General features: G+C 71.7%; 11 protein-coding genes. 2 read left to right on the top strand and 9 right to left on the bottom strand.

Annotation, left to right across the window (positions count from 1 at the left end; translation table 11 throughout):
* Positions 1 to 93 precede the first annotated feature (93 nt).
* The 8 genes from R2E43_RS30430 to infC form a co-directional block, all read right to left on the bottom strand.
* Positions 94 to 1,434, bottom strand: a complete 1,341-nt coding sequence (locus R2E43_RS30430; RefSeq protein WP_011027869.1) for a transcriptional regulator — start codon at positions 1,432 to 1,434, stop codon at positions 94 to 96.
* 427 nt (positions 1,435 to 1,861) lie between these two features.
* Positions 1,862 to 4,384: a phenylalanine--tRNA ligase subunit beta gene (pheT, locus tag R2E43_RS30425; protein ID WP_332056735.1), complete on the bottom strand. Its 2,523-nt coding sequence runs from the start codon at positions 4,382 to 4,384 to the stop codon at positions 1,862 to 1,864.
* Positions 4,384 to 5,505 (bottom strand): phenylalanine--tRNA ligase subunit alpha, encoded by a 1,122-nt coding sequence (gene pheS / locus R2E43_RS30420; RefSeq protein WP_003977229.1) that lies wholly within the window; start codon positions 5,503 to 5,505, stop codon positions 4,384 to 4,386. The genes pheT and pheS overlap by 1 nt, the downstream gene beginning before the upstream one ends.
* Positions 5,506 to 5,686: 181 nt before the next feature.
* Positions 5,687 to 6,826 (bottom strand): sensor histidine kinase, encoded by a 1,140-nt coding sequence (locus R2E43_RS30415; protein WP_191849228.1) that lies wholly within the window; start codon positions 6,824 to 6,826, stop codon positions 5,687 to 5,689.
* Positions 6,827 to 6,876: 50 nt separating this feature from the next.
* Positions 6,877 to 7,725, bottom strand: a complete 849-nt coding sequence (locus R2E43_RS30410) for a TrmH family RNA methyltransferase (protein WP_030871184.1) — start codon at positions 7,723 to 7,725, stop codon at positions 6,877 to 6,879.
* A 183-nt stretch (positions 7,726 to 7,908) separates the two neighbouring features.
* Complete coding sequence (gene rplT, locus R2E43_RS30405) at positions 7,909 to 8,292, bottom strand: 50S ribosomal protein L20 (RefSeq protein ID WP_003977226.1); 384 nt, start codon at positions 8,290 to 8,292, stop codon at positions 7,909 to 7,911.
* A gap of 97 nt (positions 8,293 to 8,389) precedes the next feature.
* Positions 8,390 to 8,584, bottom strand: coding sequence for a 50S ribosomal protein L35 (gene rpmI / locus R2E43_RS30400; RefSeq protein ID WP_003977225.1), 195 nt, complete (start codon positions 8,582 to 8,584; stop codon positions 8,390 to 8,392).
* A gap of 114 nt (positions 8,585 to 8,698) precedes the next feature.
* The gene (gene infC, locus R2E43_RS30395; protein ID WP_011027874.1) at positions 8,699 to 9,352 is read right to left on the bottom strand and encodes a translation initiation factor IF-3; all 654 of its coding nucleotides are present in this window, start codon (positions 9,350 to 9,352) and stop codon (positions 8,699 to 8,701) included.
* A 383-nt stretch (positions 9,353 to 9,735) separates the two neighbouring features.
* Here infC and R2E43_RS30390 point away from each other — a divergent pair, with 383 nt between their 5' ends.
* Positions 9,736 to 10,101 carry a DUF1844 domain-containing protein gene (locus R2E43_RS30390; protein WP_003977223.1) on the top strand — a complete coding sequence of 122 codons (366 nt, stop codon included), beginning with the start codon at positions 9,736 to 9,738 and terminating at the stop codon, positions 10,099 to 10,101.
* A 24-nt stretch (positions 10,102 to 10,125) separates the two neighbouring features.
* On the opposite strand, the gene R2E43_RS30385 is transcribed toward R2E43_RS30390, so the two are convergent.
* Positions 10,126 to 10,857 (bottom strand): SseB family protein, encoded by a 732-nt coding sequence (locus R2E43_RS30385; protein ID WP_011027875.1) that lies wholly within the window; start codon positions 10,855 to 10,857, stop codon positions 10,126 to 10,128.
* Positions 10,858 to 11,432: 575 nt separating this feature from the next.
* On the opposite strand from R2E43_RS30385, the gene R2E43_RS30380 reads away from it, so the two are divergent.
* The gene (locus R2E43_RS30380) at positions 11,433 to 12,677 is read left to right on the top strand and encodes an IS110-like element IS117 family transposase (RefSeq protein WP_011027876.1); all 1,245 of its coding nucleotides are present in this window, start codon (positions 11,433 to 11,435) and stop codon (positions 12,675 to 12,677) included.
* Positions 12,678 to 12,690: the final 13 nt, after the last annotated feature.

The raw sequence follows: 12,690 nt of genomic DNA, 5'->3' as shown, positions 1-12,690 counted from the left end.
TCGCAGCAGCAGCGTTCCGGCAGCAGGCGTACGGAAGCCGCTCACGGCGCAGGGGTGGGCGCAGGGACGGGACGGACGGGACGGACAGGACGCCTACAGCGGTACGCGCAGTGCCCCGTCGATGAGTTCGGCGGCCTCGGCCGTGCCCGCGCAACCGCTGGTCACCAGGTGCTCGCGCACCGCGCGCAGTCTGTCGCGCAGCCGGTGGGACTCCATTCCCCGGGCCTGTTCGGCCATCCGCACGGCCGTCGCCACCGCCTTGTCCGCGTGGCCCTGCCGCAGTTCGATCGTGCTGAGCATGGCGAGCCGGTGCACGCGGCCCCGGTCGTGCGCGGGCGTGTCGACGGCCGCCGCCGCGTGCTCCCCGGCCGCCGCGAGTTCACCGAGGCTCAGCAGCGCCTCCGCCACCTGGACGTTGACCAGTCCGGGCTGGACGTAGCCGGTCTCGTCCGGCTCGTACCCCCGCCGGATGCGCTCGGCGGCCTGCTCGGCCCGGCGGATGCAGGCCAGCGCGCCGCTGCCGTCGCCCAGGTGTGCGTACGCCTTCGCCTGCATCGCGTACAGGTCGGAGGCGAGCGCCGGGGTGATGTGCCGGCCGGCGGCGCGCAGCGCGGCCTCGGCGAAGGCGACGGCCTGCCGGTACTCCCGCGTGAAGAGCGCCTGGTTGACCAGCAGCGCGATGACGTACGCGCCGAGCCCCCGGTCGCCGCTGGCCTTGGCGAGCCGCAGCGCCTGGTGGAAGTAGCGCTGGGCGAGGCCGTGCGCGTCGGAGTCGTACGCGCAGATGCCCGCGACGGCCACCAAACCCCCGGTGGCACGGTGCAACTGCCGTCCGACGGCGTCGGTGTAGCTGCCGCGCAGCAGCGGCGCGGCCTCGGAGTTGAGGAAGCCGACGATGCGGGCGCGGGTCGCGATGCCGCCGGCCTTGCGGTACATCTGCTCGTAGTGCGTGCGGGCGCAGCGCACCGTCTCCAGGTCGGCCGCGGTGACCCGGTGCCGCCCGCCGCGGGATACGTCGGTGTCCTCGGGCGGGTTCTCCCACTCCCACACGGGCATCACGGCCGGTGTGCCGGTGAGCGCCGGGGCGCCGAGGATGTGCGGGCGCTGCTGCTGGTCGGAGCGCCACAGGGCGGTGGCGCGCTCCACGAACCCGGACAGCGATCCGGTGTGCGGGGCGGCGGGTTCGCCGGGCACGCCGAGGCCGATGTCGTCGAGGGTGACGGGGCGGTGCAGCCGGGACGCGAGGACCTCGCAGATCAGGTCGGGCACCTGGCCGCGCGGGCGCTGGCCCTTCAACCACCGTGCGACGGCGGTGTGTTCGTACCTCAGTGCGAGCCCGCGCGCCCGCCCCGCCTGGTTGACGTGCGCGGCCAGTCCCGCGTGCGAGATCCCGGCCTCGTCGAGGATCGCGTCGAGCAGGGTGTTGGGCTGCATGGGTGCCCCCGGTGAATCGGTGCCGACAGCGTAGTGCGTCGGTCTTCACACGGGGTGTGAACGGAGTACGCGCATCCGCAGCGTGTGCGCGCTGTCGCGGAGAGTTCCGGGCCGGTTGACTGAAGGCCTCGAAAGAGGCCGGCCGGGCCGCCGGCTCCCCCTCGTACAGTGCGGCGGCCCGTATTCACGCCGTCCGCCCGGCTGCCTGCCCGACACTCCGTGGCGGGGCGGACGGCTCCGCCGGCTCCAGCAGTTCCGACCGAACACCGTTCAGCGTGCGGATGCGTTGTCGAGCGCGAGTGCGCTGTGGCTGGTCGCGCAGTTCCCCGCGCCCCTAAAAAAAGGGGCGCGGGGAACTGCGCGAGCGACCACGACGTACCCCGCAGCCGCCGAACCGGCAGGAACCCCACGCCCCTCGGGCGAACCGCTAACTGCGCAGCACCGCTCCGACCCGCTCGCCCGCGAGGGCAACCGCCGCGTCGCGGGCAGCGGAGGCCTCGTCGACCGTCAGCGTCCGGTCCTTTGCGCGGAAGCGCAACGCGTACGCCAGCGACTTGCGTCCCTCACCGAGCTGCTCCGCGTTGTCGTACACGTCGAACAGCCGGATGGACTCCAGCAGTTCGCCCGCGCCCTCGCGCAGCGCGGCCTCGACCTCGCTGGCCGGGACGAACGCGTCGACCACCAGGGCGACGTCCTGCGTCGCGACCGGGAAGGTGGAGATGCCCGGCGCCTGCGGGATGTCGTCGCCGACCCGCTCCAGCGCGTCGAGGTCCAGCTCCATCGCGCAGGTGCGCGCGGGCAGGCCCAGCGTCTTCAGGACGCGCGGGTGCAGCTCACCCGCGTGTCCGACGACGCGCTCCTCGCCGTCCACGGTGACGAACAGCTCGGCGCAGCGGCCCGGGTGCCACGGCCCGTACTGACCCTTGCGGACGCCCAGTTCGGCGCGGGCCTCGCGGGCGACGGTGCGGGCGGACTCGACCGCGTCGGCCCAGTCGGCCGGACGGCCCTTGCCCCACCAGCCGGCCTGCTCGCGGGCGCCGGCCAGGACCACGGCGACGTGCCGGGGCTGGTCGGGCAGCGCGGCGTCCAGCGCGGCGAGGTCGTCCTCGCTGGGGCGCCGGTCGACGGGCAGGTCGGCGGCGACGCGCTGCTCGTCGCGCGGGTGGAAGACCAGGCCCGTCTCGAAGAGTGCCAGGTCGTGCGCGCCCCGGCCGTCGTTGCGCCGCAGCGCCGCGAGCAGGCCGGGCAGCAGCGAGGTCCGCAGCGCGGGCTCCTCGTCGCTCAGCGGGTTGACCAGCCTGACGACGCGGCGGGCCGGGTCGTCGGCGTCGAGACCGAGCTGGTCGAAGACCTGCTCGCCCACGAACGGGTAGTTCAGCGCCTCGACGTAACCGGCACCGGCCAGGGCCCGCCCGACGCGGCGGTGCAGCCGCTGCCGGGAGGTGAGGCCGCGGCCCGCCGGGGGCCGGGGCAGCGTGGAGGGCAGGTTCTCGTAGCCCTCCAGGCGGATGACCTCTTCGGCCAGGTCGTTGATGTCATCGAGGTCGGGCCGCCAGGACGGCACGGTGACGATCAGCTCGTCCTGGCCGTAGACGTCGCAGCCCACCTCCTGGAGGCGGCGTACGACGGTCTCGCGGCCGTACTCCACACCCGCGACCTTGTCCGGATGGTCGGCCGGGACGCTGATGGTGTGCGGTGCGGACGGTGCGCTGATCTCCGTGACCCCGGCCTCGGCGGTGCCGCCGGCGAGCAGCACGAGGAGGTCGACGGTGCGCTGCGCGGCAGCGGCGGCGGCCTGCGGGTCGACGCCGCGCTCGAAGCGCCGGGACGCCTCGGAGGACAGCTTGTGCCGGCGGGCGGTGCGCGCGATGGACACCTGGTCGAAGTGGGCGGCCTCGATGACCACGTCACTCGTCGCGTTCCCACCGTTTTCGGCGGCGTCGTGGTCCGCGATCTCCGTGTTGGCGCCGCCCATGACACCGGCGAGGCCGATCGGGCCGCGGTCGTCGGTGATGACCAGGTCCTCGGCGTGCAGCTTCCGCTCGGTGCCGTCGAGGGTGACGATCTTCTCGCCCTCCTGGGCCCGGCGCACACCGATGGTGCCCTGGACCAGGGAGCGGTCGTAGGCGTGCAGGGGCTGGCCCAGCTCCATCATCACGTAGTTCGTGACGTCGACGGCCAGCGAGATCGGGCGCATGCCGACCTTCTGGAGCCGGCGCTGGAGCCAGATCGGGGAGCGCGCCTCGGCACTGAGGCCGGTCACGGTGCGGGCGGTGAAGCGGTCGCAGCCGGTGGGGTCGGCGATCTTCACCGGGTAGCCGTAGGCGTTGGGACCGGGCACGTCGAGCAGGGCCGGGTCGCGCAGCGGCAGGCCGTAGGCGATGGCGGTCTCGCGGGCGACGCCGCGGATGGACAGGCAGTCGCCGCGGTTGGCGGTGACGGCGATGTCCAGCATCTCGTCGACCAGTTCCAGCAGCTCGATGGCGTCCTTGCCGACCTCGGTCTCCGGCGGCAGCACGATGATGCCGTGGGTGCCGTCGTCGCCCATGCCCAGCTCGTCGCTGGAGCAGATCATGCCGTGGGACGTCTTGCCGTAGGTCTTGCGGGCGCTGATCGAGAAGCCGCCGGGCAGGGTGGCGCCGGGCAGGACCACGACGACCTTGTCGCCGACGGCGAAGTTCCGGGCGCCGCAGACGATCTCCTGCGGCTCACCGGTGCCGTTGGCCTGGCCGACGTTCACCGTGCAGAAGCGGATCGGCTTCTTGAAGCCCTCCAGCTCCTCGATGGTCAGCACCTGGCCGACGACGAGGGGGCCTTTGAGGTCGGCGCCCAGGTGCTCGACGGTCTCGACCTCCAGACCGGCCGAAATCAGCTTGGCCTGCACGTCGCGGCCGGTCTCGGTGGCCGGCAGGTCGACGTACTCCCGCAGCCAGGAAAGCGGGACCCGCATCAGATCTCCATCCCGAACGGCCGGGTGAACCGGACGTCACCCTCGACCATGTCTCGCATGTCCTCGACGTTGTGGCGGAACATCAGCATCCGCTCGATGCCGAACCCGAAGGCGAAGCCGCTGTACTTCTCGGGGTCGATGCCGCAGGCGGTGAGCACCCGCGGGTTGACCATGCCGCAGCCGCCCAGCTCGATCCAGCCCTCGCTGGAGCAGGTGCGGCAGGGCCGGTCGGGGTTGCCGACGGACGCGCCCTTGCAGACGTAGCAGAGCATGTCCATCTCGGCGGACGGCTCGGTGAAGGGGAAGAAGTTCGGCCGCAGCCGGGTCTTCATCTCCGCGCCGAACAGCGACTGGACCATGTGGTCCAGGGTGCCCTTGAGGTCCGCCATGGTCAGGCCCTCGTCGACGGCGAGCAGCTCGACCTGGTGGAAGACGGGGGTGTGGGTGGCGTCCAGCTCGTCGGTGCGGTACACCCGGCCGGGGCAGATCACGTAGACCGGCAGCTCGCGCGTGAGCGCGGAGCGGATCTGCACGGGCGAGGTGTGGGTGCGCAGCACGACGCCGGACTCGGCGCCGCCCTCCGGGCCCTGCACGAAGAACGTGTCGGCCTCGCCGCGGGCCGGGTGGTCCGGGCCGATGTTGAGGGCGTCGAAGTTGAACCACTCGGCCTCGGCCTCGGGGCCCTCGGCGACCTCGTAGCCCATGGCGACGAAGATGTCCTCGATGCGCTCGGAGAGCGTGGTGAGCGGGTGGCGGGCGCCGGCCGGTACGCGGTCGTGGGGCAGCGTGACGTCCACGGCCTCCTCGACCAGGACACGCGCGTCGCGCTCGGCCTCCAGCTCCTCCTGGCGGGCGGCCAGCGCCTTGTTCACGGCACCGCGGGCCATGCCGACGCGCTTGCCGGCCTCGGCCTTGGCCTGCGGGGGCAGGGCGCCGATCTCGCGGTTGGCCAGCGCCAGCGGGGAGGCGCCGCCGGTGTGGGCGACCTTGGCCTCCTGGAGCGCGTCGAGGGAGTCCGCGGCGGCGAAGGCGGCGAGCGCCTCGTCCCGCATGCGCTCGATCTCTTCCGGTTTCAACGCCTCGACCTCGACTGGGTCGTACGACTTATTCGGTGCCGACATCTCTTCCCGTGCTTCCGGTTGGCTGGCTGGGACGCCCCGTCTACGGTCCTCAGGCGGCGCGGAGACGCTTCGTCGACGCTTCGTCTGCGGATCTGGACGCAAAGGTGCCAAAGACCGAGTCTAACGGGGCTGTGGAACGCGGATTACGCCCGTGGGGGTCGTCGGCCGCCTCTGGTGCTGCTCAGGTGAGGTACGCCGGTGCCGCCACGGGCAACGTAAATCGGAACTCGGCGCCGCCGCCGGGGGCGCGGCCGACCGTGATGGTGCCGCCGTGGGCCTCGACGATGCCCTTGACGATGTACAGCCCGAGGCCGGTGCCGCCGCGCTTGCTGCCCCGCCAGAAGCGGGTGAAGACGCGGTTCATGGACTCCTCCGGGATGCCCGCCCCCTCGTCGCTCACCGTGACCGACGTGCCGGTGTCCTCCCCTTCGCGGGGGGACGCCGTGGGCGTGACGTCAATGGTGACGGTTCCCTCGCCGTGCCGCACGGCATTTTCCAGCAGGTTGCTGAGCACTTGGTCGACCTTGTCGGGGTCGGCCCACAGATCGGGCAGCGGCTGGGCGAGGCGGAGCAGGAAGCGGTCGGCCTCCAGACCGGAGGCGACGTACGCCTGGATGTGCCGGCCGACGGCGGCGCCGATGTCGACGGGCTGGCGGCGCACCTCCAGGCGGCCGGAGTCGATCCGGGAGATGTCGAGCAGCTCGGCGATGAGCCGGGTGACGCGGTCGGCGTCGGCGTCGACGGTCTCCAGCATCAGCCGCTTCTGGTCGTCGGTGAACCTCTCCCACTTGGCCAGCAGGGTGGCCGTGAAGCCCTTGACGGAGGTGAGCGGGGAGCGCAGCTCGTGGGCGACGGTGGCGATCAGCTCGGCGTGGCTGCGCTCGGTGCGGCGGCGGGCCTCGGTGTCGCGCAGGGTGACGACGACGCGGTGGACGGGGCCGAGGCGTTCGGTCCGGACGTAGCGGGCGGTGACCAGGACCTCTCGTCCGCCGGGGAGCAGCAGGTTGCGCTCGGGCTGCCGGACGCGGATGGCGAGGCCGCCGTAGGGGTCGGTGAGCTGCCACCAGCGGCGGCCCTCCAGGTCCTCCAGCGGCAGGGCGCTCTCCAGGGGCTGTCCGAGGGCCTCGGCGGCGGGGGTGGCGGTGATGCGGACGGCGGCGGCGTTGAAGCAGACCACCCGGCCGTGCTCGTCGGCGACGACCAGGCCGTCGGGCAGCTGGTCCGGGTCGATGCCGAGGTCGGCGGGGTCGCCGGACGTGCGGGGCGCGGGCGGGCGCGGCACCTGGCGTGCCCCCGGTGCGCTGCTCGTGCCGACGCTCATCCCCGTACCCCACCTCTCAACCGCGCAGGGGCCTTGAGCTGGTCACCCTACTAGCTCTCGGTGACGGAGCGGCACCCTCCGGCGGCGCGCTGTGCACGCGCCGACGCGTAGAGACATACGGCGGCGGCGGTCGCGAGGTTCAGACTCTCCGCCTTTCCGTGGATCGGGACGCGCAGGACGGCGTCGGTGAGGGCGCGGGTCTCCTCGGGGAGCCCCCAGGCCTCGTTGCCGAACACCCAGGCGGTGGGCCCGCCCATGGTGCCGGCGTCCAGCTCGGTGTCGAGGTCGTCCTCGCCCGCACCGTCGGCGGCCAGCACCCGCACCCCCGCCTCCCGCAGTCCGGCGACGGCCCGCTCGACGGGGACGCCGACGGCGACCGGCAGGTGGAAGAGGGAGCCGACGGAGGCGCGTACGGCCTTGGGGTTGTACAGGTCGACGGAGGCGTCGGTGAGCACGACCGCCTCGGCCCCGGCGGCGTCGGCGCAGCGCAGCACGGTACCCGCGTTGCCGGGGTCCCTCACGTGCGCGAGGACGGCGACGAGCTTGGGCCGGGCGGCGAGGATCTCGTCGAACGGCGTGTCCAGGAACCGGCAGACCCCGACCAGACCCTGCGGGGTGACGGTGGTGGAGATGTCCTCGATCACCGCGTCGGCGGCGAGGTGCACCCGGGCGCCCACCTCACGCGCGGCCCCGACGATGTCGGCGTACCGCTCGGCGGCCTCCACCGTCGCGAACAGCTCGACCAGCGTGTCCCCGTACCCCGCGGCCTCCCGCACGGCCTGCGGCCCCTCGGCCAGAAACAGCCGCTCCTTCCCCCGGAAGTTCCGCTTCCCGAGCCGCCGCGCGACAGCGACACGGGGGGACCGGGGGGAGATCAGCTCGGGGCTGACAGGACGCACTCTTGCTCACCTTCACATCTGAATCGTCGTGGACTGCGACGCGCCCCGAAAGGGCGCGGGGAACTGCGCGACCAGCCACAACGCACCCGCGGCAGACAACGAACCGAACACAACGGCAACCGAAGGGACCCGCAGGCTCACAGCCTGCGGGTCCCTTCGACTACGGCTCAAGCCGGCGCAGCGTCACGCCGCCTTCGGCGCGTTCACATCGCTCGGCAGCGCCTTCTGCGCGACCTCGACGAGCGCGGCGAACGCGTTCGGGTCGTTGACGGCCAGCTCGGCGAGGATCTTGCGGTCGACCTCGACGTTGGCGGCCTTCAGGCCCTGGATGAAGCGGTTGTACGTGATGCCGTTGGCGCGGGCAGCGGCGTTGATGCGCTGGATCCACAGCTGGCGGAAGTCACCCTTGCGCTTCTTGCGGTCGTTGTAGTTGTAGACCAGCGAGTGGGTGACCTGCTCCTTGGCCTTGCGGTACAGGCGCGAACGCTGACCGCGGTAGCCGGAGGCCTGCTCGAGGATCGCCCGGCGCTTCTTGTGGGCGTTGACTGCCCGCTTGACGCGTGCCACTTGTTAACTCCTTGTAGCGGGGCCGCGGTGGTCCTCACGCGGCCCGGTATCGATTGGGTCCCGGTCCTGCCGTACGGCGCTCAGTGGCGCCCGTACGTCACTTGCCGAGAAGCTTCTTGATCTTCGCGGCGTCGCCCGGGGCCATCTCGGCGTTGCCGGTGAGGCGACGCGTCACGCGGGACGACTTGTGCTCGAGCAGGTGGCGCTTGCCGGCGCGCTCACGCAGCACCTTGCCGGAGCCGGTGATCTTGAAGCGCTTGCTGGCACCGCTGTGCGACTTGTTCTTCGGCATAGCGCCGTTCTCTCCTCGTCGGTGGCGCTCCGGTGCCCGGTCGTGAAACCGGGCACGGTTGGAGCGTCGCTCTTGTATCGGATGTGTGTCCTGGGGACTGGCGGTCCCCCGGGGTCACGCTTCGGCAGGTGCCTCGGCCGGGGCCTCGGCTTCCGCGTCGTCGGTCTCCGCGGCGTTCTGCGACTTGCCGGGGTTCGCCTTCGCGTCCGCCTTGCGCGCTTCCTGCGCCTGACGGGCCTCGGCCATCGCCTCGGTCTTCTTCTTGTGCGGACCGAGGACCATGATCATGTTCCGGCCGTCCTGCTTCGGGTTCGACTCCACGAAGCCGAGGTCGGCCACATCCTCCGCGAGACGCTGCAGCAGTCGGTAACCGAGCTCCGGCCGGGACTGCTCGCGACCACGGAACATGATCGTGATCTTGACCTTGTCGCCCTGCTTGAGGAACCGGACGACGTGACCCTTCTTGGTGTCATAGTCGTGCGGGTCGATCTTCGGCCGGAGCTTCATCTCCTTGATGACCGTGTGCGCCTGGTTCTTGCGCGCCTCACGGGCCTTCATGGCCGACTCGTACTTGAACTTCCCGTAGTCCATGAGCTTGCACACGGGCGGACGGGCGTTCGCCGCGACCTCGACGAGGTCGAGGTCGTACTCCTGCGCAAGCTCCAGGGCCTTGGCAAGCGGGACAATCCCGACCTGCTCACCACTGGGACCGACAAGTCGCACCTCGGGAACGCGAATCCGGTCGTTGATGCGGGGCTCGGCGCTGATGGATCCTCCTCGGTAGCACCACGCGACGGTCTGGCGGACAGCCGCGTAACGTCTCTGTTCGTTAGACCTAACCGCGCCGGCGCACAAAAAATGCCCCGGACGATCACAGGCGGGGCTCCTCGAACTGCTACCGGAGCACCGCCGCTATGACCGCGGGGCGCGATTTCGGGCTGGTCACCGCCGTGGGACGGAACCGCCTGACCGGTGACCCGCCGTCCGGAGGACGGCCAGGTGGGAGTTCGAAGCCTCCACTTGTGGGCCGGATCCGCTGCCATGGGCGTGCGTGTCCGACCGGTCGTTACACAAGGTTAGCAGCTCGGCGGGGGATGGGCTAACCGAGTCCGGGTGGGGCCCGCTCCCCCGCTGCGCCTATCGTGTGCGGCATGAGTGAGACCCCTCCCGAATCCTCGGCGAATCCCGACTTCGACGCCATGACCCGCGACATCGCCGAGGTCCCCGCGGTCGAGGTGATCGTGACGGTCGCCGTCAACCTGATGAGTGCCGCCGCCGTGAAGCTGGGCCTCACCGAGGAGGGCGACGCGCACAAGGACCTGGACGAGGCGCGCAAACTGGTGCACGCGCTGGCCGGTCTGCTGGACGCGACGGCGACCGAGATCAGCTCGTTCCACGCGGCGCCGCTGCGCGACGGACTGAAGTCGCTCCAGCTCGCCTTCCGCGAGGCCTCGCTGGTCCCGGACGAGCCGGGCCAGGGTCCGGGCGAGAAGTACACGGGCGCGGTCTACGGCTGACCGCCGTCCGACGACCCGTAGGAGCTATCCCCGCACGTACAAGGGCTCGCCCGGCGGCGTCGCCCCGGCCGGCAGCAGTGCCAGGTCGAGGCCGCGCACCAGGCGGGCCCTCAGCGTGTCGTCGGCGGCCAGCCGCTCGGCGACGGCGCGGGCGGCCGTCGCCGCGTCGGCGGCCGGGTCCAGCACCAGTGCGAGCGTGCCGTCGGCCCGGCCCGGCCCGAGGTGGGCGCGGAGCACGGCGGGCTCGTCGGCCAGGGCGGCGCGCACGGCACCCGCCACGGCCGGGTCGGCGAGCGGGTCGGTCGTCGTACGCCCTTCGGCGAGCGCCAGCAGCACCGCTCCGGTCAGCTCGAACGGCACCGGGCCCGCCAGGTCCAGTACGACGGTGTCCGCCTTCTCGTGCGCGGCGGCCTCCAGTGCCTGGTGCACCGGTACGGCGACGGGGCGGGCCTCGGGGTCCCAGCGGGCAAGCGACGCGGTCGAGGTGAAGGCGGGGAGCGCGGTGCGGTCGCCCGCCTTCAGGGTCGGCACGGCCATGTCGCTGGTCTTCTCGCGGCGCAAGCCGTTCTCGTCCTCCTCCACCTCGCCGAGTACGGCGACGACGGGGACGAGCAGCCGGGCGCCCTTGAGCGCCGCCAGGACCGGGCCGACGGCGGCGCGGTCCTCGGACCAGGCGGCGAGCGCGGCGCTCAGCCGGGGGTCGGCGGTGCCGTCGTCGTCGGAGAAGGCGGAGTCGGGGATGTTCTTGTTCGCCACGGTCCCCGACCCTAATCCAGGGTGTAAGCAGCTCGTCGCGGACCCCGCAAGGATGCGAAGAGACGCTTGCACGGGCAGCGGACGCCTCGGCCCTCTCCAGTCCCCGAGGCTCTCTCTGAGACCGGCGCCGCTGCCCACCGATGACCGGTGGTGCGTGGGTGCCGGGCAAGGTCTGATCCGACCATGGCCCGTGAGGCCTCCCGATAGAGCGACAGCCCGGAGCCTGCGCACCACCGCGAACATGCGCGTACTCGTGAGTTTCGTGGGGTGACGCGGGCGCCGGGCTGATGCCTCCGTTTCCCCCGGCCGTTCCAGGCCTCTGTCAAGAGCGGCACGGCCCGGTGCCTGCGTGACCACCACGAAACTCACAATGGCCGCCCAGACGTTGTCGTCACGGCGCGAGCCCATTCCAGGGTCGACCTCTTGTTCATCGCGAGCCCCAGAGCTCTATAGACAGATCGAGGCCCCTGAAATGCGCTGGTGTCGCGAACGGCTACTGAGATGGCGGACCGACGAGTCCTGGGATTAGGGCGCCGCGTGACCCGCATGTGCTCGTGACCTGAATAAACAATCGAATGTGGGAGGACAGCTTGACCGTGTTCTGCGGCATCGACTGGGCGGAACGCCACCACGACGTCGCCATCGTCGACGACACCGGCACCCTGCTCGCCAAGGCCCGCATCACCGACGACGTGGCCGGCTACAACAAGCTGCTGGACCTCCTGGCCGAACACGGCGACAGCTCCGCCACCCCGATACCGGTGGCCATCGAGACCAGCCACGGCCTCCTCGTGGCCGCCCTGCGCACCGGCAGCCGCAAGGTCTTCGCAATTAATCCGCTCGCGGCCGCCCGCTACCGTGACCGCCACGGCGTCTCCCGCAAGAAGTCCGACCCCGGCGACGCCCTGGTCCTGGCGAACATCCTGCGCACCGACATGCACGCCCACCGCCCTCTGCCCGCCGACTCCGAACTCGCCCAGGCCATCACCGTGCTGGCCCGCGCTCAGCAGGACGCGGTCTGGAACCGGCAGCAGGTCGCCAACCAGGTTCGCTCACTGCTGCGCGAGTACTACCCCGCCGCCCTGCACGCCTTCCAGAGCAAGGACGGCGGCCTGACCCGGCCCGACGCCCGCGTCATCCTCACGATGGCGCCAACCCCGGCGAAGGCCGCGAAGCTCACCCTCGCCCAGCTGCGCGCCGGGCTGAAGCGCAGCGGCCGCACTCGCGCCTTCAACACCGAAATCGAGCGGCTGCGGGGCATCTTCCGTTCCGAGTACGCCCGCCAGCTTCCGGCCGTCGAGGACGCCTTCGGTCACCAGCTCCTGGCCCTGCTCAGGCAACTGGACGCCACGTGCCTTGCCGCGGACGACCTCGCGAAGGCCGTCGAAGACGCGTTCCGCGAGCACGCCGACAGCGAGATCCTGCTCAGCTTCCCCGGCCTGGGCCCCTTGCTCGGCGCCCGGGTGCTCGCCGAGATCGGCGACGACCGCAGCCGCTTCACCGACGCCAGAGCCCTGAAGTCCTACGCGGGCTCTGCACCGATCACCCGCGCCTCCGGCAGGAAACACTTCGTCGGCCGCCGCTTCGTCAAGAACAACCGCCTCATGAACGCCGGCTTCCTCTGGGCCTTCGCAGCCCTACAGGCCTCGCCCGGGGCCAACGCGCACTACCGGCGCCGACGCGAACACGGAGACTGGCACGCCGCAGCCCAGCGCCACCTGCTCAACCGGTTCCTCGGCCAACTCCACCACTGTCTTCAGACGCGGCAGCATTTCGACGAACAACGCGCCTTCGCGCCACTCCTGCAAGCTGCCGCGTGACCTGGAGTCGGCC

The sequence above is a fragment of the Streptomyces violaceoruber genome, assembly GCF_033406955.1.
Lineage (GTDB): Bacteria > Actinomycetota > Actinomycetes > Streptomycetales > Streptomycetaceae > Streptomyces > Streptomyces violaceoruber.
This window is presented reverse-complemented; position numbering and strand designations above follow the sequence as displayed.

Coding starts and splice junctions, on each gene's coding strand:
- R2E43_RS30390 (WP_003977223.1), top strand. CDS start 9,736: ATGAGTGAGACCCCTCCCGAATCCTCGGCGAATCCCGACTTCGACGCC.
- pheT (WP_332056735.1), bottom strand. CDS start 4,384: ATGCGGGTCCCGCTTTCCTGGCTGCGGGAGTACGTCGACCTGCCGGCC.
- pheS (WP_003977229.1), bottom strand. CDS start 5,505: ATGTCGGCACCGAATAAGTCGTACGACCCAGTCGAGGTCGAGGCGTTG.
- R2E43_RS30415 (WP_191849228.1), bottom strand. CDS start 6,826: ATGAGCGTCGGCACGAGCAGCGCACCGGGGGCACGCCAGGTGCCGCGC.
- R2E43_RS30430 (WP_011027869.1), bottom strand. CDS start 1,434: ATGCAGCCCAACACCCTGCTCGACGCGATCCTCGACGAGGCCGGGATC.
- rpmI (WP_003977225.1), bottom strand. CDS start 8,584: ATGCCGAAGAACAAGTCGCACAGCGGTGCCAGCAAGCGCTTCAAGATC.
- R2E43_RS30380 (WP_011027876.1), top strand. CDS start 11,433: ATGTGGGAGGACAGCTTGACCGTGTTCTGCGGCATCGACTGGGCGGAA.